Genomic DNA, 21,828 nt, shown 5'->3' on the forward strand with positions numbered 1-21,828 from the left:
TCTTAATTCATAAATTGATAAAATGAAATAAAAGTATAAAGAAAGAAGCGTGGAAACTGATGACAATTAAATGGATCTTATTTGATAAAGATGGCACACTCATTGATTTTGATATGAGTTGGATGAAGATTGGTATTCAAATGGTAGATCAGTTTGTGGAACGTTTTATTTCAGAAGAAGATCAAGCACATGCTTACCAGACTTTAGGTGTGAATAAAGAAAAGAATCAAATAGAACCTGGTACACCGATGGCCTGTGGTTCGCTAGATGAAATTATTCAGAATTTCAATGCGTTAGCTGGAGAAGATGTGGGCGAGTGGACACGCAAGACGAGTCAATATCTCATTGACCATAGAGTTCCTGAAATTAAATGGATTGATGGGATGGTGGAAGCGTTAGAAACATTAAAGGCAGATGGATATCATATTGGAATTATTACGAGTGATACGAAGAAAGGCACAGATCGATTTATTGAATCTACAGATACAGAAGCGTTCTTTGATTTAGTCATCTCTACTGAATCTAATGCGGCTGAAAAGCCAGACCCAGCTGTATTAAAGCCGCTCTTTGCGCAAGAGAAGGGGCTTAAAGCGGAAGAAATCGCAATTGTAGGCGATACACCTAATGATATACAAACCGCTGTTAACGCTGGCTTAGGACTGTCTGTAGCTGTATTGACAGGCGTAGGTCAAGCGCATGAATTTAAACATGCGGATTATGTCGTAGAGAAAGCGCCAGAAATTGTTTCTATTTTAAAGGGTGAAGATACAGAATCCTAAATTATCGTCACACATTAAATGAGGTGAAAATCATGAAAGAACAACATACAGTATTAGATGGACGTTATGCAGAATATCAAGGAGAAGTGTTTCGCGTCTTAAATGACTTTGGCAAGACTTTGCATTTGGTCACAGAAGATGCCGGAGCGCAGTCTTTAGGTTTTGAAGCGAAAACAACAAAGTATTCGAGCCATACATTGTTTTATAAAGACGTCAAACGTCAAGACGTCGATGCATTATATGATTTGAAACATGAAGCACGTTATGGCGGTACGCTTTTTGATTTGTTTTTTGATGCGAAAGGTCAAAGTTATATTGGCACAAGTGAAGCGGATAAGGCAGAAGCCTTTGGTTTAAAAGAAACAGATGAAGGTTATTATAGTAAAGCTATCAATGATGACGATTATGAACCTGTGATTTACCGCGAAGAGTTAGAATTATAACCAAGGTTGGAGGGATGATATGATGCGTCAATTAATTTTATTTGATTTTGACGAAACGTATTATAAGCATCAAACCACGAAAGAAGATATTCCTGAACTACGTGAACTTGAATCGACACTGAAACAAGCTGAAGAAAAGCACCAAGTGATTACTGCAGTGTTATCAGGCAGTATCTTTGAAAGTATTATAGAGAAAATGGAACATGCGGAAATGGAATATAAACCAGACTTTATCTTTTCTGACTTATGTTCCAAATTATTTGAACTAGATGATAAAGGCGAATATCAACGTTCTAAAGATTATGAAGAAGCTGTTTCAGAAACAACGTTCACTAAAGAAAAAGTTGATGAAATTATCGACAGCTTCGAGTCAGAACACCAAGTTGAACTTCATCCGCAAAGAGAATTCAGAGATGAAGAAACATTGTATGAATATTACTATTATGCACAAGGCGATGAAGAAAAAGACGAGCAGAATTTAAAAGATTTACAAGATAAAGCAGCGGCTTATGACTATGCGGTACATTATAATAAAACGAATCCTAAAGCAGGTGACCCTGAAGATGCGTATGATGTACACTTTACACCTAAAAACGCTGGCAAGTTATTCGCTGTGCGCTACCTGTTAGATATGTATGATCTTGATTCAGAAGGTGTACTAGGTTTCGGTGACAGTGGTAATGATGAGATTTATTTAAGTCATATCGGTCATCCGTTTGTGATGCATAATAGCACAGATGATGATATGAAAGATAAATTCCCAGTCACACGTTATGATTACTATAAAGGTTTGAATGATGAAATTAAACGTTTCTTTGATAAATAACTTCATACAAGTTTATTCAGAGTAAAAGAAAATCATGTATCTCACTCAGTTAAGAGCAGAGATACATGATTTTTTGTTTGCTTATTATTTTCTAGTATCTACATTACGATAGACATCAATCACATGCGCAATTTTATCTAACACTGGATCTAGCGTGTCTAAACTTTCATGCAGATCATATTCATTAATGTTCACGCGTACGACAGGGCAGGCATTGAAGCTTGAAATCCATTCTTCGTAACGACGGAATAATTTTTTCCAGTATTCTGGATCTGTATCAATTTCCATTTGGCGACCGCGTTGTTTGATGCGCTCAATCACTTCATCGTAATCACATTCTAAATAAATTAAAACGTCTGGTTTTGGGAAGTAAGGTGTCATGACCATCGCTTCAAATAATTCTGAGTATGTTTTGAAGTCTTCAGGTGTCATCGTCCCTTGTTCTTCGTGCATTTTTGCGAAGATATCAACGTCTTCATAAATAGAACGGTCTTGGATAAAGCCCCCGCCATATTCAAACATGCGTTTTTGTTCTTTAAAGCGTTCCGCAAGGAAATAGATTTGAAGGTGGAAACTCCAACGTTCAAAGTTATCATAGAATTTATCTAGATAAGGATTATGGTCCACATTCTCGAAAGAAGTGCGGAAGTTTAATTTTTTAGCTAAGGCACGTGTTAAGCTCGATTTACCGACGCCTACAGTACCTGCGATTGTAATCACCGCATCTTGAGGGATACCGTAATTATTCATGCGTGTTGCCTCCTATCATTGATTGTACAATGTTTAATAGATACTCGTAATCGTCAGCGTGATTGACGAAATCCAAGTTTGTTGTATCGATGCGTTTCACCATTTTGCCTTCGGCTTCTAAAGATTCATAGAAGTGATGATAAGCTTCTTTTAAATTTAAAAGATAATCATCTTCAATTTGTGCTTCGAAGCTGCGATTGCGTTTGGCGATACGTTGTTTTAATACTTCTAAATCTGCATCGAGGAAGATTACGATGTCCGGCATCATAAGATCCTCAGTCAGAATATCGTAAATACGGTCAAACTTGTTGTATTCTGTATCTGTCAGTGTTTGACGCGCAAAGATTTTGTTTTTATAAACATGATAGTCACTGACAATACCGTTATGTAGTTGTTCTAGATCTTGAACCTGTTTGTAACGGTTACATAAAAAGAACATTTCAGTCTGGAAACTCCATTTTGAAATGTCGTCATAGAAATCAGATAAAAATGGATTTTCATCCACGATTTCTTGTGCTTCATGATAATCAAGAGATTGACTTAAGCGATGTGCTAAAGAGGATTTGCCTACTCCTATAGGCCCTTCAATAGCGATATAAGGTTGATTCATAAACAACACTCCAAGTGTTAAAATAGACAATAGTAATTGTATCACATGGTAAGGGATTGAACATATGACAATAGATGAAAAATATATGAAACTTGCATTAGATGAAGCCAAAAAAGCTGAAGCTATCGGTGAAGTACCGATTGGCGCACTCATTGTTAAAGACGATGAAATTATAGCACGTGCACATAATTTAAGAGAAACGATTCAACTTCCGACAGCCCATGCGGAACATATTGCGATAGAAAAAGCAGCTGAAGCAGTAGGGAGTTGGCGTTTAGAAGATTGTACTTTATATGTCACTTTAGAACCTTGTGTGATGTGTTCTGGTGCGATTGTTATGAGCCGTATTCCACGCGTTGTTTATGGCGCTGCTGATCCAAAGGGCGGTTGTAGCGGCAGTTTAATGGATTTACTTCAAGAATCGCGTTTCAACCATCGTGCAGAAGTTGTGAGTGGTGTTTTAGAAGAAGAATGCGGTGATATGTTGCGGAACTTCTTCAAGCAATTAAGAAACAAGAAGAAACAAGCTAAGCAATCGCAAGAGGCTAATGACTTGAACAGTTAAAACAACTTTAGAAGAATGAAGATGTCTGCTTTTAAGAAGTGGACATCTTTTTGTTTGAAAAGCGTTAAAAAGTAAGAGATAGTTAAGAATGAGTAATGCCGATAGTTTTTACCCTCATAAATCGTACAAACAGACGATAGAAGTTTGTTATCAAAATTTGATAGAATGAGGTTAGACTTTGTTGTGAAAAGTAATTTTACGACACTACGGCTAAGACAAAAGAAACGAGGTTAATTCATGATTAAACTAATTGCGACAGATATGGACGGAACATTATTAAATGCAGCACATGAAATTTCAGAGGAAAATATTAAAGCGATTAAAGCAGCGCAGGCACAAGGGATTACGGTCGTGATTGCGACAGGTCGTGCTTTCTATGAAGCCAATGCGCCTGTGGAACCGACTGGATTGAAAGTCCCATATATTTGTTTGAATGGTGCAGAGGTTCGTGATGAATCATTCGATATTATGCATACATCAAGCTTGAATCATGAAATGATTGAACAAATTACACATGTTCTAGATCGAGAGGATATTTATTACCAAGTCTATACTAACCTTGGTATTTATACTGAAGATCCTCAAAGAGATTTAGATATTTATATTGATATTGCAGAACATGCAGGTCAAAAAGCAGATGTAGAAAAAATACATCGCCATATTCAACATCGTATTGATCAAGGCACATTAAAAGTAGTTGATAATTATGATCAAATCAGTGAAAGACCTGGTGAAATTGTGATGAAAATTTTAGCGTTTGACAGTGATATCGGTAAAATTGATCGTGTCAGTGCAGAACTTGCGAAACACACAAACTTAGCAATTTCATCATCAGCACGAGGTAATATCGAAATCACAAACGCTTATGCGCAAAAAGGGATTGCGTTAGAAGAAATCGCAAACCAACTCGGTATCAATATGGAAGATGTCATGGCAATTGGTGATAACATGAATGACGTATCGATGCTTGAAAAAGCGGGTTATCCTGTCGCAATGGAAAATGCGATGCCTGAAGTGAAAGAATACGCAAAATATGTGACAGATAACAACCAAAACAGTGGTGTCGGCAAAGCAATCAACAAAATGCTGGAAGAGCAATCAAAATAAATTAACTGGGGTGACTATTGAATGAAAGGTGTCATTATCGTAGGCAGTGCGCGTATTGATTCGCACACAAAAGCACTGGCACAATACTTAAAGGGACAATTCAATGAAAAGGATGTTGAAGCGGAAATTTTTGATTTAGCTGAGCGTCCAATCCATACATTAGATGTTTCTGGCGCAAGTAATCCGCCAGATGATTATCAAGCTAATGTGAAAGATTTACAAGAGAAGGCGAGAGAAGCGGACTTTATTATTTTAGGTACACCGAACTATCATGGTTCATATTCTGGTATCTTAAAGAACGCTTTAGATCATCTGACAATGGATGACTTCAAAATGAAACCAGTCGGCTTAATGGGGAACAGCGGCGGTATTGTAAGTGCAGAACCACTTTCTCACTTACGCTTAATTGTACGTACCTTATTAGGTATCGCAGTGCCTACCCAAATTGCGACACATGATTCAGATTACGGCAAATTAGATGATGGTACATTCTTCTTACAAGACGAAGAATTCCAATTACGTTCTCGTTTATTCGTTGAACAAATTGTATCATTCGCAGAAAGCCGTCCTTATGAACATTTAAAATAAAAGGATGCAAGCGTGTTAGTTCAGCTGATAAAATATCCTGTTTGATAATCTCTGCTTAGTGGTGGTGCAAGGTGATTTTACTTTGTGGACTATTTAAGCAGAGGTTTTTTATGAAGAGGTAAAATAGTTAAGTTATATGGTTACTAAAAAGCATAAAGAAAAGGCCTGTAAGTTAAAGAGATAAACTCAAAAGCTTACAGGCCTTTAATGTGATTTATTCTAAATTCGCATGATTTTGTTGCATCGTAGTTTCATCAATATTGAAGTCTTTCATGAAATCTAATACAACAGCATCTAAGAATAATTGTGCAGCTTGTTCGAATAAACTGCCTAAAGGTTGTGCTGAACCTTCAGCATCATGTTTTGTTCCGGCAGGCAATTCGATTGTGACATCTGCCAATTCACCGATTTTAGAATCAGGTTTTGTTGTGACTAACGCCACTTGTGCACCTTGATCTTTAGCTTTTTCAGCTAATAGGCGTAAGTGTTCTGTACTGCCTGAACCTGAAATGACAATAAACAAGTCGCCTTCATGGATAGAAGGTGTTGTAATACCGCCAATGATAAATGCAGGTTGTTCAAGCTGATTCAAGCGCATTGTAAATCCATTTGCGACGAATCCAGAACGACCTTTACCTGCTACGAAAATATTTTTGGCATCTTTGATTGCTTGTTCAAAGTTTTCAACATCTTGATCTTTAACATTAGATAACGTCGTTTTCAGTTCATCTAAAATCAATTGATATTGTAGTTTTGCCATAGCTTATTTCCCTTCAACTGCGTCGCGGCAAGCTTTTGCTGCTTCTACTGGGTCGTCGGCATTTGCGATACCGCCACCAACAATCACTAAGTCTGGTTCTTCAGCTACGATATCTTTGATTGTATCTGGTTTGATACCGCCAGCAACGGCAACTTTAGAATTTTTGATAACAGATTTAACTGTGTGTAAATCATCTAATGGAGATTTACCTTCAGCTTGTAAGTCATAACCAATGTGTACTGCGATATAATCAGCACCCATTTCATCTAATTCTTTAGCGCGTTGTTTAATGTCTTGAACAGCAATCATATCTACTAATAATTGTTTGTCATTTTTGTGTGCTTCTTCGACAGCAGCTTTGATAGAAGCGTCTTCAGCAACACCTAAGATTGTTACAACGTCAGCACCGAATTTAACTGCTTGGCTGACTTCATAGTCTGCAGCGTCCATAATTTTCATATCTGCTAGAACTTTAACACCATCGATGTTTTCATCCATATATTGAACGGCAGGCAGACCTTCGTTATATATGATAGGAGTACCGATTTCTACGATATCGACATAATCTTTCACTTTGTTAGCTAACTCTGCAGCGTCTTCTTTATTTAATAAATCAATTGCTAATTGTAGTTCCAAAATGATTCATCCTTTCATAATGTATGTGTTGTAACTTTTGCTTTACTTAGATTATTTACCCTTTTTAGTTTTTGACAAACAACAGTGAATTTTACTGTTCGGGTGCAGCTGCGTTATCTACGTAAACCTCTACATTAGGATGATCGTATAAAACTGTTGCTGGGACATCTTTGTCTTGAATGCCGCTCGCAAGTTTTGTAATCGCATCTTTCTTTTTCTCGCCAAACGCTAATAAGATAATACGTTTTGCAGATAAAATTGTAGAAAGACCCATTGAAATAGCTTGTTTCGGCACATCTTCTTCGTTATCGAAGTAACGGCTATTGGCTTGAATCGTACTTTCAGTTAAATCTACGACACGTGTAATACTGTCTTTTTCTGTACCTGGTTCATTGAACCCGATATGACCATTTTCCCCGATACCTAAAATTTGGATATCTGCAGGCCCTTTATCCTTAACCAGTTGTTCGTATCTTGCAGTTTCAGCGTTTAAATCTTTCGCATCACCGATTGGTAAATGCACATTTTCTTCTTTGAAGTGTGGATAGCGATCGAATAGCACTTCATGCATATAATGATGATAACTTTCTGGATGATCGGCTGATAAACCGACATATTCATCTAAGTTGAATGTTTCTACATTAGAAACATCTAAGTCATTTAATTCCATCAGTTTAACTAAGTCAGAATAAACATCTACCATTGTACCTCCTGTTGCTAGACCTAGTTTACTTTCAGGATTCTCGTTCATTTGGTTGAACAGCTCGTAAGCTGTGTAGAATGATGCTTTCTCTTTATCCCCTAAATTAATAATTTTCACGTTGTGTGACCTCCTTATTTGTATCTATATATGAAGACATACATGTCCATTATAACGAGGTGAAGTTTAAACAGATAGTAAATCCCCCTCAAATTATAGGAATATTTCAATAACCTCTTTAGAAAGTGGAGGAACAGTTATATAATGTAAATATTGTTTCTAATTTAAGAATTGATAACCGAGAAAACCTATCGTTAATTCAAGAATGAGCAGTAGGTTATATTTATTGACGAGGATTTAGTACAATTAAATGATAAAGAGATTGATAAATAAATCAAGAATAACACGATATAGATGGGGTTCAACATTTGATTTTGCTTAGTGTAAGGGAGTGAGCAGCTTGGAGCCGATAGAATATGAGAAAGTACAAACGTTACTGGCATCTTATGTAGATCAACCTGTATACCTGCATGTTGAAACAACAAATGGTGCGTATGCGAACCATTTTGATCAACGTGTCTTTAATGCTGGAACGTTTTTAAGAAATATCAAAGTAGTCTTTGAACATGCCAAACTTAAGGGCGGTGGCAAAGAACCATTCAGAGTGGGTTTGAAACTACAAGATAATGGATGGGTTTATGTACAAGGACTGACACATTATGAAGTGAACGAGGATAATGAATTCTTGCTCGCTGGTTTTAATTATGAAGGGCAATTAGCGGCAGCGCTTGAAATCAGTGCTGTACCGTTTGAAATATAAGGAGGACGTATCATGTCAGAGGAAAGTCATGTATTAGTTATATTTCCGCATCCTGATGATGAGACGTTCTCATCAGCAGGAACATTAGCACGTTATATTGATGAAGGTGTTCCAGTTACGTATGCTTGTTTGACTTTAGGTCAAATGGCACGTAATTTAGGAAATCCGCCATTTGCGACACGTGAATCTCTGCCGAAAATCAGAGAGCGCGAGTTGGAAGACGCAGCAAAAGCGATTGGTATTAAAGATTTAAGAAAGATGGGTTACCGTGATAAAACAGTGGAATTCGAACCACATGAAAAAATGGACGGGATGGTTAAAAGTCTGATTGATGAATTGCATCCTTCAGTAATCATTTCATTCTATCCAGGTTATGCGGTACACCCAGATCATGAAGCAACAGCAGAAGCGGTAGTTAGAACAGTAGGACGTATGCCTAAAGCAGAACGTCCACGTTTACAATTAGTTGCTTTTAGCAATGATGCGATTGATGAGTTAGGTATGCCTGATATCATTAACGATATTACTGATTATAGAGAAGTAAAATTAGATGCATTCAAAGCACATGCATCTCAATCTGGACCATTCTTGCATCAGTTAGCTGAACCGCAAGTTCCAGATACAGCCAAAAGTTTCTTAGAACAAGAAACGTATTGGACTTACAATTTTGAATCATGAGTGGAGGGGCACACAGATGACTGAATTTGATTTATCGACACGAGAAGGTCGTTGGAAACACTTCGGTTCTGTTGATCCTATTAAAGGTACAAAACCAACAGTAAAAGAAGAAATGACAGATCTACAAAGCACGCACAAAGATTTTTTATTTGAAATTGAAGAAGTCGGGATTAAAAATTTAGTATATCCCGTGATTATAGATGAATATCAAACGGCAGGTACTTTCGCATTTTCAACTAGCTTAACGAGAGAAGAAAAAGGTATTAATATGAGCCGTATCTTAGAAAGTGTTGAGAAACATTATGATAACGGTGTAGCATTAACATTTGATAATCTGCATACGGTATTAGATACACTTCAAAAACACATGAAACAAACTTCAGCAGGGGTAGATGTTTCAGGTAAGTGGTTCTTTAATCGCTATAGTCCCGTTACGAATTTAAAAGCTGTCGGCAATGCGGATGTAACGTATGGCATGGCAGTTGAAGGGGATAAAGTGACACGTAAAGAGCTGACAATGGAAGCGAAAGTAACTACTTTATGTCCATGTTCAAAAGAAATCAGTGAGTATTCTGCACATAACCAACGCGGAGTAATTACTGTAAAAACGTACTTGAATCGTGAAGCGACACTACCGTCTGACTATAAAGAAGTAATTTTAGATGCGATGGAAGCTAACGCAAGTTCAATTCTTTACCCAATCTTAAAACGTCCAGATGAAAAACGCGTTACAGAACGTGCTTATGAAAACCCTCGTTTTGTGGAAGATTTAATCCGTTTAATCGCTGCAGACTTAGTAGAAGTGGATTGGATTGAAGGTTTTGACATTGAATGTCGTAATGAAGAATCTATTCATCAACACGATGCTTTTGCGAAGTTGAAATATAGAAAATAATAGAATGAAACAAGGCCTTCTTAAGTAATGGTATGACATTGCTTGGGAAGGTCTTTTAATATGTAGAAAATGGGCGTGAGTTTAAAAGTTCACTGAATTCATGATAAATATCGCAAATAAAAATAGAGCACTGCATCTAACCTGTTGGGACTTCAGGTTGCTTGTGAGGAGGGACAACCTCGTAAGCTAAGCAGTGCTCTATTTTTTAGGGTGATCGACAATTTACGTCAGGGGAAACATACTTGTCGATTTTAAATTCAATGATTAGATTAACTGTTAATGCCGTCGCATGCATATTTTAGGATATGTTCTATGATTAATTTAGGAGGTTAGTTGCGACTTTAAGCATTGTTTATGTCGGTGTAGAGGAAACGTCTGTCCTTTTGTTTGGGTGGGTAGAAAGGTGTAACGATTATTTATAGAATATGCTTTTAGGATTGATTTAGGATGCATACATTACTTGCGTTTCCTCTACATTGATTATTGTATGATATCTCTACATAAAATACATGAGGCTATGGTATCAACTTTATCTAGGACTAATTGCCGAGAGCGTTACAATTGATTTTTGAGATTGAGTTGTTCAATAAAATGACTCAACAAAGCGATTAGACGATTTTTTCACGTACTTTACCTGAAATATAATCCACAATACCGACCATAATGACTAAACCGATTAAGATAATGCCGACACGGTCCCATGAACGTGTTTGTAAGGCGAAGATTAACGGTGTGCCGATACCGCCTGCACCAATCAAACCTAAAATGGAAGCGGAACGCAAATTCAACTCAAAGCGATATAAAATCAAGGATAAGAATGTCGGTAAGATTTGTGGGACGACCGCAAAGACTAACGTCTTCATTTTATTCGCACCGCTCGCTTTTAATGACTCAGTAGCACTTAAATCGATGTTTTCAATATCTTCTGCGAATAATTTACCAAGCATACCTACTGAGTGAATACCTAGTGCGAGTACACCAGAGAATGACCCTGGTCCAACAGCTTTTATAAAAATCAAAGCCATCACAATCTCTGGAAAGACACGAATGATACTTAAAATAAATTTACTGACGCCTGATATAGGTCTGAAACGTATAATATTTCTAGCACCTAAGAAGGCTAAAGGAATACAAATGACCGCTGCGATAATGGTACCTACAACCGCAATCGCAAAGGTTTCTAATAATCCGCGTAATAAATCTTCACCACCAGGCTGATAGACAAATCCCCAATCTGGATGTGTTAAACCATGCATAATGGACCCAAGGATTTGTTGCGACTTTTGTTTGATTTCTAAGGCGGGAATACCCGCAAAGGCCCAAACCAATAAGGCTATTATTACCACGGAAATAATGCCATACTTTAACTTTGTGCGAGGACTGCCATAATGTTTTAATAATTCTGCTTTAGATTGTGTCATGTGAGTTGTTCCCTCACTTTCGAACTGATGTAATCAATAATCACCACAATGACCAATGTAAATAAAATAATCATAGCCGTACGGTCATACTGGAATAATCCCAGCGTCTGATCGTAAAACAATCCGATACCTCCGGCACCGACTAAACCTAACACTGCAGCGGCTCGAATATTGATTTCGAACGCAAAGAGTACGTAAGAAACATAAGAAGCTAAAGCTTGCGGTACAACACCGAATATAATCCACTTTGTTTTATTCGCACCGACAGCCGTCATCGCTTCAAGTGGTCCAGGTTCAATAGCTTCTAGTACTTCATATAATAATTTCGCGACAATACTGATTGTTAAAACAATCACTGCTAATACCCCGGGGATTTGGCCGATACCAAAGACTGCTACAAAGATAGCGGCTAATAATAAATCGGGGATAGTACGCACGATATTTAAGATGAAACGTGCTGGCATCGCAATCCATTTAGAACGTGAAATATTTTTTGCACACAATAAGGCAATAGGTACTGCGATGATAGAACCGATAAATGTCCCGACAATTGCCATTCTGATTGTATCTAACATGGGATTAAGTATCTGTTCAAGATAACTCCAGTCAGGTGGAAACATTTGAGTGAATAGGGTCCCGATTTGCGGTAAACCATAAATCAAATCACTAAAGCTGAATCCCGTATATAAGACACTCCAAAACACTAAAAACAATACTAATATAGTGGTCATCGCTGTTTTAAACGACATTTTATGATTCAGCATTTCTGCATAATTTTTGTGGGGTGTCATATTAATTTACCCCTAACTTCTCATCATCATTAATCGAACGTCCATAAATTTTATTGAATGCTTCATCTGTTGCTTCATCGACTGCACCGTCAAAGACTAATTTACCGTCACGTAAGCCAATAATACGTGTACCATATTCGCGTGCTAAGTCCACAAAGTGCAAGTTAATGATGATGGTAATTCCTAATTCTTCATTAATACGTTTCAAATCATCCATGACTTGTTTAGTTGTTAAGGGGTCTAAAGAAGCCACAGGCTCATCTGCCAGAATAATAGAAGGTTCTTGGCAGAGTGCACGAGCAATAGAAATACGCTGTTGTTGACCACCTGATAATTCATCTGAACGTGATTTATATTTATCTAAAATGTTTACACGGTCTAAAGCCTCTAATGCTTTGATTTTATCTTCTTTAGGGAAAAGACCTAAGACCATTTTCCAAGTAGGGTGATAGCCGACTCTGCCACTCAGCACATTACGCATTACAGAAGAACGTTTCACCAAATTAAAGTTTTGGAAAATCATGCCGATATTACGACGCGTTTCTAATAATTTCTTACCTGATGCTTTGGAGATGGATGTTCCATCAATCACAATATCGCCTTCGGTAATATCATGCAGACGGTTAATCGACCGTAATAAGGTTGATTTACCAGCACCCGATAGCCCGACGATAACCGCAAAATCACCTTTTTCAATATTTAAGTTGATATGGTCTAAACCGACATGGCCATTATCATATACTTTACTTACATCTCTGAATTCAATCTGACTCATAATAGTAGTCCTTTCTAAATTAAGTATCGAGATAAAAACATAAGCGTACTCAAAAGATTAACTTCTGCACATACTTGCTAACAGAGTTCAATCTTGCTGAGATACGCTTAGGTTCAGTCAGTTTTTCTTAACTTGAATTATTTCATTTCTTTAACTTTTTTGTCGTACTCTCTTACTGTATCGAAGTTAGAATCTTTACTGTCTGTATAGCCTTCATGTGAATAAACATCACTGATCACTTGATGTCCTTCTTTTGTTTTAGCAATATCTTTAAAGGCTTTTTTCAATTTGTCTCTCCATTTTTGATCCATGTCGCTACGTACTGAAATCGTGTCATTTGGAATGTCTTTTGTTAATTTCAATACTTTTGTATCTTTGTAGACATTAGGTTCATCTTTTTTCACAATTTTACGTGCATCTTGGAATACAGCAGCCGCATCTACATCGCCATTCATCAATGAGATAATCGCTTGATCATGACCTTTCATGTTAACGACTTTCATATCTTTAAGGACGTTCACGCCTTCTTTATCCATTTCAACGGCAGGGAATGTATAACCCGCTGTAGAAGTAACATCTTGTAATGCAATTTTCTTACCTTTTAAATCTTTCACGCTGTTAATGCCTGAATCCTTTTTCACTAAAATTTCTGATTTGTATTTGTCTGTTAATTCTTTAGAATCAGAACCATCTTTGTTTACACCAAAACGTTGTGCTTGTAGTAATACATCAGCAGCTTTTTGATCATGCGCTAATGTATATGCAGTAGGAGGTAAGAAACCAACATCTACTTTTTTAGATTTCATCGCTTCTACAATTGTGTTGTAGTTTGTAGAAACAGAAACTTTTACTGGGATGCCTAATTCTTTAGATAATAATTTTTCTAAAGGTTTCGCTTTCGCTTCTAACTTATCCGCGTTTTGTGAAGGTACAAACTGTACAGTTAATTCTTTAGGTTTGTAATCTTCGCCTTTACTGTCGCTTTCTTTCTTGTTGTCTAATGAACTTCCTTTTCCACATGCTGAAACAAATAAAATAACTGCCATCATCAAAATAAGTAATACCTTAAAAGATGAACGTGCTTTCATTACGTTGTTAACCCCTTCCATATGTATAAAATTTGATACAGGTTCATTATATACACGGTGTAAATATGATACAATATATTAATTGTTAAGTTTAGGTAAATATTTAATATAATCAATTATTTAGTTTAATATTGTTAAATCTAAATTTAGTTATTGTAAATTTGCGTTCATCTTATATCTCTAAACTATGACAGGTTCTATAATAAAGACAGAATTTACATTTGGAGGTATTTTAAAAGTGAGAAAATTAAACAAAATTTTTGCAGCTTTAGCTATTTCTACAATTTCCATCACTACTGTTCCAATTGATACATACTCAAATGCTGCACAAGCAGCACCGACTATCGGTACGAACCAAAAAGGAGAAGTAGTATTTGATAATTCACACGGGCAAACTGCGGGAGCAGCAGATTGGACGATTGATGGCGGCTTCTCAGATTATGCAAACAGTATTACGAAACAAGGGTATAAGGTGACAGAACTGCGCGGGGAATCTAATATCACACCACAAGCCTTAAAAGATAAAAAGATATTGGTTATTCCAGAAGCAAACATTCCTTTTAAAACCTCAGAACAAAAAGCAATGACTGATTTCACACAACAAGGAGGCAGTATTCTATTTATTTCTGATCACTATAACGCTGATCGCAACTTAAACCGAATTGATTCATCAGAAGCGATGAATGGTTATCGCAGAGGCGCATATTCAGATATGACAAAAGGTATGACGGACGGGGAACGTAAATCTAAAGCGATGCAAGATGTTCAAAGTACAGACTGGTTAGCACAAACATTTGGCGTACGCTTTAGATATAACGCTTTAAATAATTTAACAACCTCTCATATGTTACAAGGGAAAGAAGGTTTAGGAATCACAGACAATGTCAAAAGTGTCACAATGCATGCAGGTTCTACACTTGCGATTACAAATCCTGATAAAGCTAAAGGAATTGTTTTCACACCTGAGGGTCTGACTGCTAAGCAGAAATGGAGACATGCGGTAGACGAAGGTGTTTATAATGGCGGCGGTCAAGCAGAGGGACCTTATATTGCGGTTTCAAAAGTCGGAAAAGGTAAAGCAGCCTTTATTGGAGATTCTTCATTAGTAGAAGATAGTTCTCCTAAATATAAACGTGAAGATAACGGTCAAGCTAAGAAGACATATGATGGGTTTAAAGAAGCAGACAACGCACAATTGCTTAAAAATCTTACGACATGGTTAGGTAAATCAGAAAATGCAGATTCAATTACAGGATTAGGTGTTTCAAAAGATAAAGCCACTGCACTAAAAGATTTCGAGCAACCTGAAAATTCTACAGAACCGCAACAAGAGCCTTGGAATACACCACCAAGCCATTATAAGTGGTATGACCGTTCTACTTTTGCGGCAGGCAGCTTTGGCGCAAAAGAAAATAAGGATGATACTGTAAAACCAGAACAACCAGAAGACAATCAAGAGCCGGATGGCAACACATCTAATACGAAATTAAACAGCAGCGGGGTGTCTTTCGAATTACCAAGTAATTTAGAGGTGGGCAGTACATTTTCAGTTAAAGTAACATTAAAGCATCAACCGAAAAATCAAACACTCTCTAATATACGTCTAGGAATTTATGCAGAAGGCGGTCAACAATTAGGTATATTTGGAGAAAATACAACGCCAGGTTACAGTACACCGCAACAAGTGAAAACAGGTAGTCAAGGCAATGCTGTATTAACATTCGAAGGTAAAACAGCTTCTGATTTTAAAGGTGACGCAAATGTAAGGTTAAAACAAGGCGATACAACGATTAAGACACAACCTATTCAAATCAATTAACGTATTTCAGGAGGAATCACAGTGACACAGATAGCTTTTTACATCGTCAGTGATGTGCATGGATATATTTTCCCGACGAATTATCAAGAAAGACAACAACAATTGCCGATGGGTTTATTACATGCGGAACAACTCATCAATCAGGATAAAGTCAATTACCCGCTTCACGTTCTCATTGACAACGGTGACTTCTTACAAGGTTCTCCGCTGGGTCATTATCTAGCCAAAGAACTTGGTTCAGCAAAACAATTAGCGTATATTTATAACCATTTCAAATTCGATGCAGGTGTAATCGGCAACCATGAATTCAACTTCGGTATGTCGTATTTAAACCAGACACTAGAGGCACTCAATTATCCTGTACTGTCTGCTAATATTTTAAAAGATGGCGAACCGTTCACAGGCCACGGTGTACGCTATATTGAACGCGGCGGGTTGATTATCGGAATCATCGGATTAACGACACAATATATTCCTCATTGGGAACAAGCAGCACATATTGAAGGTCTTACCTTCGAAAGTGCAGCAACCGCTTTAGAACGTTGGCTGCCAGAAGTGAAAGCGCATGCGGATATCATTGCGGTTTGTTATCACGGTGGTTTTGAATGTGATTTAACAACAGGCGAACCGACGGAAGACCTGACAGGAGAAAACGAAGGTTATGCGATGTTGAAACAGTTCCATCAAGATATTGACTTACTCATCACAGGACATCAACATCGTGAAATTGCGGAAACTGTTTATGATATCCCAGTCATCCAGCCCGGTGCGAAAGGTGAGAAGGTAGGAAGAATCATCTTAGACGTTGAAAGAGGCAAAATACAAAATGCGGAAGTCAGTCTGCTTAGTAATGAAACATTAACACCTGCTTCTGATACAGAGCCTGAATTCGCACAAAAAATGGCCGCATTTGATGCGGAAGTGGATGCTTGGCTAGATGTGCCGATTGCGCGATTAGAGGAGACGATGATTGTAGATGATGCATTTGTCGCCCGCACAACACCGCATCCTTACATTAATTTCTTAAATTACATCTTAATGGATGTGAGCGGTGCTGATATTGCAGCATCTGCGTTGTTTGATTTGTCTAGTGGATTCGGAAACGAAGTGACTATGCGGGATGTCTTAAATAATTATCCATTTCCTAATACGTTCAATGTACTTGAACTGACAGGACAGGATATTAAAGATGCGATTGAATTAACTGCAGAATATTTTTCTGTCAAGGATGGCCAAGTCACTGTGAACCCAGAATTCATTTATCCCAAGCCGCAACATTACAATTATGATATTTACTCAGGTATCAGTTATACCATTAAAGTCAGCAACCCTGTCGGTTCACGTGTCGTGCAATTAGATTATCAAGGGAATCCGATCCATATGAAAGAGACTTATAAGGTTGTCTTAAATAACTATCGTGCAGTAGGCGGGGGGAATTATCCGATGTTCAGTGCGGATAAAATTGTTGAAGATATTCAAACTGAAGGAGCACAACTGATTATTGATTATCTGCAAGCGCACCCAGAACTTAAGATTCCAAATGTTACTGATTTCAAAGTGGAAGTATAACTAGGTGTGTATTTATATGAATAGTACCAATTGGATTCATCAAAATAATAAAGCCAAAGAAAAGATCTAGATTTTCCTTGGCTTTGAAACACAAACGTGTATTAGAAGGTTTATTAAATTGTAAAAGGACGATTTTCATTTTGCGAAAATCGTCCTTTTGAATATTGGAACATTTATATTCTGACATTCATTTTATTGATTATTAGATTAAACTTCTTGAACGTCTACATCGATTTTTTCGATACGGTTATAAGCACCGTGGTCTACAGGACCTACGAAGTCGTTCATTTTCCAACCATTTTTAATTGCAGATGCGACGAATGCTTTTGCGTTAACAACTGCCTCTTTAGGTGATTGGCCGTTTGCTAGGTTGGCAGTTGTGGCTGCTGCGAACGTACAACCAGCACCATGGTTATAACTTTGTTGGAACATATCTGTTGTTAATTGATAGAATTTATCGCCGTCGTAGTATAAGTCATAAGATTTTTCTTGATCTAATGCTTTACCACCTTTGATGACTACATTTTGTGCACCTTGATCATAAATGATTTTAGCTGCCTTTTTCATATCATCGATAGATTTTAATGTGCCTAATCCAGATAACTGACCAGCTTCAAATAGGTTAGGTGTTGTAACTGTTGCTTTAGGTAATAGATATTTAATCATTGCATCTGTATTACCTGGGTTGAGTACTTCATCTTCACCCTTACAAACCATAACTGGGTCAACAACGAAGTATTTCGCACCTGACTCTTCAAATGCTTCTCCTGCACGTTTGATGACTTCTTCAGTACCTAACATACCTGTTTTGACAGCGTCTGGTCCAATAGAGATTGCTGTTTCTAATTGTTTGTTAAATACGTCGAAAGGAATTGGTGTTACATCGTGTGACCATGTTTCTTTGTCCATTGTCACGATTGCTGCTAAAGCAACCATTCCATAAGTGTCTAATTCTTGGAATGTTTTTAAATCTGCTTGCATGCCAGCTCCTGCACTTGTATCTGAGCCTGCAATTGTTAATACTTTTTTCAATGCCATATGTTCATACACTCCCTAACGTTTCTTTTACTCTATAATAACATGTTTACAAGGGTGGATTGAACTTTTTGATATATCGTGTGTTATCATAGTTTTGAGGTGATACCATGGAGTGGTCTGAAGTATTTCATGATATAACAAGTCGTCATGATTTCAAAGCAATGCATGATTTTTTAGAAAAAGAATATACGACAAAAATAGTTTATCCTGATAGAGAAAATATATATCAAGCGTTTGATTTAACGCCTTTTGATAAAGTAAAGGTCGTTATCTTAGGCCAAGACCCATATCACGGCCCTAAACAAGCGCATGGACTAGCATTCTCTGTTCAGCCAGAAGGAAAGTTTCCACCTTCTTTACGCAATATGTATAAAGAACTAGAAGATGATATCGGCTGCAAGAGAACAGTATCTCACTTGCAAGATTGGGCGAAAGAAGGCGTGTTATTATTAAATACTGTCTTAACTGTGCGTAAAGGTGAAGCTCATTCACACCGTGGTATCGGTTGGGAAATCTTTACGGATGAGATTATTAAAACCGTTTCTGAACAGCGTGACCATGTGGTCTTTATTTTGTGGGGTAAACCTGCACAACAAAAAGAGAAGTTAATAGATACGTCTAAACATGATGTGATTAAGTCAGTACATCCAAGTCCATTATCAGCGTATCGCGGTTTCTTTGGATCTAAGCCGTATTCTCAAGCGAATGCTTATTTAGAAGCACATTATCAAACACCAATAAATTGGTGTGGTGAGGAGGCTATGGATGAATAAAGAGAAGTTAATTGCGTTAATTGAACGTGAATTAGTACAAGCGGATGAAGCGGCGAGTGAAGCGGAATTCAGCAAGCATATGTATGCGATTCATACACTGACTTCACTGTATACAGATAGTGATTCAAGTGACGTGCCTGCACGTTCATCAAAACAAACAAGTATGACGTATCAGCAAGCGCCTTCAGTGACGTCTCCAAGTTATACGACAAGTTCACATTCACAAGTATCAGCGGCAGAAATTAAAGCGATGGGCGGGAAAGTGTCATCGCAACAGAACTCATCGAATTTATCGACACCACCGGGGAACTCTAATAAAATGGTAACTGATGACGAATTAGGAAATGGCGATTCTATTTTTGACTTTTAATTACAAAGGAGAGACTGTATATGAACTTTAAAACGATGAAAACGTTCGTAGCAATTGGCGCTGGGTGTGCAGCACTTTCAGTTGCGACTGGTGCGTTTGGTGCACACGCATTAGCAGATAAATTATCACCGCATTATTTAGATGTATGGAACAAAGCAACAACATATGAAATGTATCACAGCTTAGGTTTAATCGGTATTGGTATCTTAAGCGGTACAACTAAATTGAACTTAAAAGCTGCAGGCTGGATGATGCTTGGCGGTATTGTTATCTTCAGTGGCTCATTATACACTTTATCATTAACACAAATTAAACCGTTAGGTGCAATTACACCAATCGGCGGAGTGTTATTTATCGCTTCTTGGGTAACTTTACTCGTACAAACACTAAAATTAAAAAAATAAACTAATAAACGGTTCAAAAATTCACCTCACAGGGTATAATGTATCGAATGAGGTGAATTTTTATTATGGGAAAAATAGAGAAAAGACACCATAAAAAAGTAGACCGAGGAGATTTACAACAAAACCTATCTGAGAAATTTGTATGGGCCATTGCCTATGGTTCATGTATAGGTTGGGGGTCATTTATTTTACCAGGGGACTGGATCAGTCAATCTGGTTCTATCGCAGCAGCAATCGGGATTACAATTGGTGCATTACTAATGATTATTATTGGCGTGAGTTATGGCGCATTAGTGAAACACTTCCCAGTATCTGGGGGTGCATTTGCGTTCAGTTATTTAAGCTTCGGGAGGTATGTCAGCTTCTTCTCATCATGGTTCCTGACATTCGGTTATATTTGTGTGGTCGCATTGAATGCCACTGCGTTTAGCTTACTCTTGAAGTTTATGATGCCGGGCGTACTTGAACACGGTAAGCTATATACCATCGCTGGATGGGATGTTTACATTACCGAAATTATTATCGCAACAGCTTTACTTTTACTCTTTACATTTATTACCATTCGTGGTGCACAAGTTTCAGGTAGTCTGCAGTACTACTTCTGTATTGCAATGGTAGTTGTTGTATTATTAATGTTTTTCGGATCATTTTTCGGTAGTGGTTTCTCATTGAGCAACTTACAACCTTTAGCTGACGAGAAAAAAGGATGGTTTACATCAATTATTATGATTGTAGCTGTCGCACCTTGGGCGTATGTCGGATTTGATAATATTCCACAAACCGCGGAAGAATTCGACTTTGCGCCGAATAAAACATTTAAATTGATTGTTTATAGCTTGCTTGCGGCAGCTGGCACATACGTTTTAATGATTTTATATACGGGCTGGTTAAGCAGCCGTGGCGCAGAAAACAGCGACTTATGGGTAACAGGTGCTGTGACACAACAATCCTTTGGCTATATTGGTTTATTTGTCTTAGCTGTAGCAATTACTATGGGGATTTTCACAGGACTTAATGGTTTCTTAATGAGTTCAAGTCGTTTGTTATTCTCAATGGGACGTTCAGGTATTATGCCTGGTGTATTCAGTAAAATCCACCCAAGATTTAAGACGCCATATGTCGCAATCTTATTCTTAGGTGCTTTAACATTAATCGCACCTTGGTTAGGACGTACTGCATTGACATGGATTGTAGATATGTCTTCAACAGGTGTATCTGTCGCATATCTTGTGACATGTTTATCAGCAACGAAATTATTCAGTTATAATAAAGAAAGTAATACTTACGCACCGATTTATAAAACGTTTGCGATTGTCGGTTCAATCTTTGCGTTTATTTTCTTAGGATTACTCTTAATCCCAGGATCACCAGCCGCATTATCAACACCATCTTATATTGCGTTGATTGTATGGTTAGTTCTAGGCTTAGCATTCTTCGTTGTACGTTATCCAAAATTAAAAAATATGGATAAAGACGAACTGAGTCGACTAATCTTAGATACAAGTCAACAAAAAGTAGATGAAATCTTAGATGAACCAGACTCTGAACCTACTCAAACAAAAGCATAAATTATATATTAAGAGCGATGATCTAATTACAGGTTCATCGCTCTTTTCTTATGAA

General features: G+C 37.4%; 25 protein-coding genes. 15 read left to right on the plus strand and 10 right to left on the minus strand.

The annotated features are described in order from the left end of the window. The first annotated feature begins 65 nt into the window (after window positions 1-65). Genes HMPREF2846_RS05820 through HMPREF2846_RS05830 form a run of 3 tightly spaced genes read left to right on the plus strand, consistent with a single transcriptional unit; the run spans window position 66 to window position 2,048 of the window. Window positions 66-779 (plus strand): HAD family hydrolase, encoded by a 714-nt coding sequence (locus HMPREF2846_RS05820; RefSeq protein ID WP_070626172.1) that lies wholly within the window; start codon window positions 66-68, stop codon window positions 777-779. 32 nt (window positions 780-811) lie between these two features. After that, on the plus strand, window positions 812-1,222 hold the full coding sequence (locus HMPREF2846_RS05825; protein ID WP_070626099.1) for a hypothetical protein: 411 nt from the start codon (window positions 812-814) through the stop codon (window positions 1,220-1,222). 22 nt (window positions 1,223-1,244) lie between these two features. Next, window positions 1,245-2,048 (plus strand): HAD-IIB family hydrolase, encoded by an 804-nt coding sequence (locus HMPREF2846_RS05830; RefSeq protein ID WP_241965726.1) that lies wholly within the window; start codon window positions 1,245-1,247, stop codon window positions 2,046-2,048. A gap of 84 nt (window positions 2,049-2,132) precedes the next feature. On the opposite strand, the gene HMPREF2846_RS05835 is transcribed toward HMPREF2846_RS05830, so the two are convergent. Then, window positions 2,133-2,798 carry a deoxynucleoside kinase gene (locus HMPREF2846_RS05835; RefSeq protein WP_002481352.1) on the minus strand — a complete coding sequence of 222 codons (666 nt, stop codon included), beginning with the start codon at window positions 2,796-2,798 and terminating at the stop codon, window positions 2,133-2,135. Continuing rightward, window positions 2,791-3,408, minus strand: a complete 618-nt coding sequence (locus tag HMPREF2846_RS05840; protein ID WP_023015487.1) for a deoxynucleoside kinase — start codon at window positions 3,406-3,408, stop codon at window positions 2,791-2,793. Before HMPREF2846_RS05840 ends, HMPREF2846_RS05835 begins: the two co-directional genes overlap by 8 nt. 64 nt (window positions 3,409-3,472) lie before the next feature. Here HMPREF2846_RS05840 and tadA point away from each other — a divergent pair, with 64 nt between their 5' ends. The 3 genes from tadA (at window position 3,473) to HMPREF2846_RS05855 (ending at window position 5,668) form a co-directional block, all read left to right on the plus strand. After that, window positions 3,473-3,973 (plus strand): tRNA adenosine(34) deaminase TadA, encoded by a 501-nt coding sequence (gene tadA / locus HMPREF2846_RS05845; protein ID WP_002481354.1) that lies wholly within the window; start codon window positions 3,473-3,475, stop codon window positions 3,971-3,973. 237 nt (window positions 3,974-4,210) lie between these two features. Then, a complete protein-coding gene (locus HMPREF2846_RS05850; RefSeq protein WP_002481355.1) occupies window positions 4,211-5,080 on the plus strand; it encodes a Cof-type HAD-IIB family hydrolase in 870 nt (289 codons plus the stop codon). 21 nt (window positions 5,081-5,101) lie between these two features. Beyond that, on the plus strand, window positions 5,102-5,668 hold the full coding sequence (locus HMPREF2846_RS05855) for an NADPH-dependent FMN reductase (RefSeq protein ID WP_002481356.1): 567 nt from the start codon (window positions 5,102-5,104) through the stop codon (window positions 5,666-5,668). Window positions 5,669-5,882: 214 nt separating this feature from the next. On the opposite strand, the gene hxlB is transcribed toward HMPREF2846_RS05855, so the two are convergent. The 3 genes from hxlB to nagB all read right to left on the minus strand — a co-directional run bounded on the left by hxlB (window position 5,883) and on the right by nagB (window position 7,884). Beyond that, window positions 5,883-6,428 (minus strand): 6-phospho-3-hexuloisomerase, encoded by a 546-nt coding sequence (hxlB, locus tag HMPREF2846_RS05860; protein WP_002481357.1) that lies wholly within the window; start codon window positions 6,426-6,428, stop codon window positions 5,883-5,885. A 3-nt stretch (window positions 6,429-6,431) separates the two neighbouring features. Beyond that, complete coding sequence (gene hxlA, locus HMPREF2846_RS05865) at window positions 6,432-7,064, minus strand: 3-hexulose-6-phosphate synthase (RefSeq protein WP_002481358.1); 633 nt, start codon at window positions 7,062-7,064, stop codon at window positions 6,432-6,434. A 91-nt stretch (window positions 7,065-7,155) separates the two neighbouring features. Then, the gene (gene nagB / locus HMPREF2846_RS05870; RefSeq protein ID WP_002481359.1) at window positions 7,156-7,884 is read right to left on the minus strand and encodes a glucosamine-6-phosphate deaminase; all 729 of its coding nucleotides are present in this window, start codon (window positions 7,882-7,884) and stop codon (window positions 7,156-7,158) included. Between the two features lie 340 nt (window positions 7,885-8,224). Between nagB and HMPREF2846_RS05875 the strand changes: the two genes are divergently transcribed. The 3 genes from HMPREF2846_RS05875 to folE2 are packed head-to-tail and all read left to right on the plus strand — an operon-like array spanning window position 8,225 to window position 10,157. Next, the gene (locus HMPREF2846_RS05875) at window positions 8,225-8,584 is read left to right on the plus strand and encodes a YojF family protein (RefSeq protein ID WP_002481360.1); all 360 of its coding nucleotides are present in this window, start codon (window positions 8,225-8,227) and stop codon (window positions 8,582-8,584) included. A gap of 12 nt (window positions 8,585-8,596) precedes the next feature. Next, window positions 8,597-9,262 (plus strand): bacillithiol biosynthesis deacetylase BshB2, encoded by a 666-nt coding sequence (bshB2, locus tag HMPREF2846_RS05880; RefSeq protein ID WP_023015485.1) that lies wholly within the window; start codon window positions 8,597-8,599, stop codon window positions 9,260-9,262. 16 nt (window positions 9,263-9,278) lie between these two features. Then, window positions 9,279-10,157 carry a GTP cyclohydrolase FolE2 gene (folE2, locus tag HMPREF2846_RS05885; RefSeq protein ID WP_023015484.1) on the plus strand — a complete coding sequence of 293 codons (879 nt, stop codon included), beginning with the start codon at window positions 9,279-9,281 and terminating at the stop codon, window positions 10,155-10,157. A gap of 608 nt (window positions 10,158-10,765) precedes the next feature. Here the strand turns inward: folE2 and phnE (HMPREF2846_RS05890) are convergent. The 4 genes from phnE (HMPREF2846_RS05890) to HMPREF2846_RS05905 form a co-directional block, all read right to left on the minus strand. Then, window positions 10,766-11,578: a phosphonate ABC transporter, permease protein PhnE gene (phnE, locus tag HMPREF2846_RS05890; protein WP_002481363.1), complete on the minus strand. Its 813-nt coding sequence runs from the start codon at window positions 11,576-11,578 to the stop codon at window positions 10,766-10,768. Then, window positions 11,575-12,369 (minus strand): phosphonate ABC transporter, permease protein PhnE, encoded by a 795-nt coding sequence (phnE, locus tag HMPREF2846_RS05895; protein ID WP_002481364.1) that lies wholly within the window; start codon window positions 12,367-12,369, stop codon window positions 11,575-11,577. Before phnE (HMPREF2846_RS05895) ends, phnE (HMPREF2846_RS05890) begins: the two co-directional genes overlap by 4 nt. Window position 12,370: 1 nt before the next feature. Next, entirely contained in the window at window positions 12,371-13,144 is a 774-nt protein-coding gene (gene phnC / locus HMPREF2846_RS05900) for a phosphonate ABC transporter ATP-binding protein (RefSeq protein WP_070626103.1), read from the minus strand. Window positions 13,145-13,281: 137 nt separating this feature from the next. After that, window positions 13,282-14,232: a phosphate/phosphite/phosphonate ABC transporter substrate-binding protein gene (locus HMPREF2846_RS05905; RefSeq protein ID WP_070626105.1), complete on the minus strand. Its 951-nt coding sequence runs from the start codon at window positions 14,230-14,232 to the stop codon at window positions 13,282-13,284. 187 nt (window positions 14,233-14,419) lie between these two features. Here HMPREF2846_RS05905 and HMPREF2846_RS05910 point away from each other — a divergent pair, with 187 nt between their 5' ends. Together HMPREF2846_RS05910 and HMPREF2846_RS05915 are read left to right on the plus strand one after the other, a co-directional pair. After that, window positions 14,420-16,051 (plus strand): DNA-binding protein, encoded by a 1,632-nt coding sequence (locus tag HMPREF2846_RS05910; protein ID WP_176745472.1) that lies wholly within the window; start codon window positions 14,420-14,422, stop codon window positions 16,049-16,051. Between the two features lie 21 nt (window positions 16,052-16,072). Then, entirely contained in the window at window positions 16,073-17,620 is a 1,548-nt protein-coding gene (locus HMPREF2846_RS05915) for a bifunctional metallophosphatase/5'-nucleotidase (protein ID WP_070626109.1), read from the plus strand. Window positions 17,621-17,827: 207 nt separating this feature from the next. Here HMPREF2846_RS05915 and thiD read toward each other — a convergent pair whose 3' ends face one another. Beyond that, window positions 17,828-18,658 carry a bifunctional hydroxymethylpyrimidine kinase/phosphomethylpyrimidine kinase gene (thiD, locus tag HMPREF2846_RS05920; RefSeq protein ID WP_070626111.1) on the minus strand — a complete coding sequence of 277 codons (831 nt, stop codon included), beginning with the start codon at window positions 18,656-18,658 and terminating at the stop codon, window positions 17,828-17,830. Between the two features lie 107 nt (window positions 18,659-18,765). Here thiD and HMPREF2846_RS05925 point away from each other — a divergent pair, with 107 nt between their 5' ends. The 4 genes from HMPREF2846_RS05925 (at window position 18,766) to HMPREF2846_RS05940 (ending at window position 21,773) form a co-directional block, all read left to right on the plus strand. Then, window positions 18,766-19,431 carry a uracil-DNA glycosylase gene (locus HMPREF2846_RS05925; RefSeq protein ID WP_070626113.1) on the plus strand — a complete coding sequence of 222 codons (666 nt, stop codon included), beginning with the start codon at window positions 18,766-18,768 and terminating at the stop codon, window positions 19,429-19,431. Next, window positions 19,424-19,801 (plus strand): DUF5327 family protein, encoded by a 378-nt coding sequence (locus HMPREF2846_RS05930; protein WP_002481371.1) that lies wholly within the window; start codon window positions 19,424-19,426, stop codon window positions 19,799-19,801. Before HMPREF2846_RS05925 ends, HMPREF2846_RS05930 begins: the two co-directional genes overlap by 8 nt. A gap of 20 nt (window positions 19,802-19,821) precedes the next feature. Next, entirely contained in the window at window positions 19,822-20,205 is a 384-nt protein-coding gene (locus HMPREF2846_RS05935; protein WP_002481372.1) for a DUF423 domain-containing protein, read from the plus strand. A 65-nt stretch (window positions 20,206-20,270) separates the two neighbouring features. Beyond that, entirely contained in the window at window positions 20,271-21,773 is a 1,503-nt protein-coding gene (locus HMPREF2846_RS05940; RefSeq protein ID WP_371099743.1) for an APC family permease, read from the plus strand. Window positions 21,774-21,828: the final 55 nt, after the last annotated feature.

This window comes from Staphylococcus sp. HMSC056G08 (genome assembly GCF_001812305.1).
Classification (GTDB): domain Bacteria; phylum Bacillota; class Bacilli; order Staphylococcales; family Staphylococcaceae; genus Staphylococcus; species Staphylococcus simulans.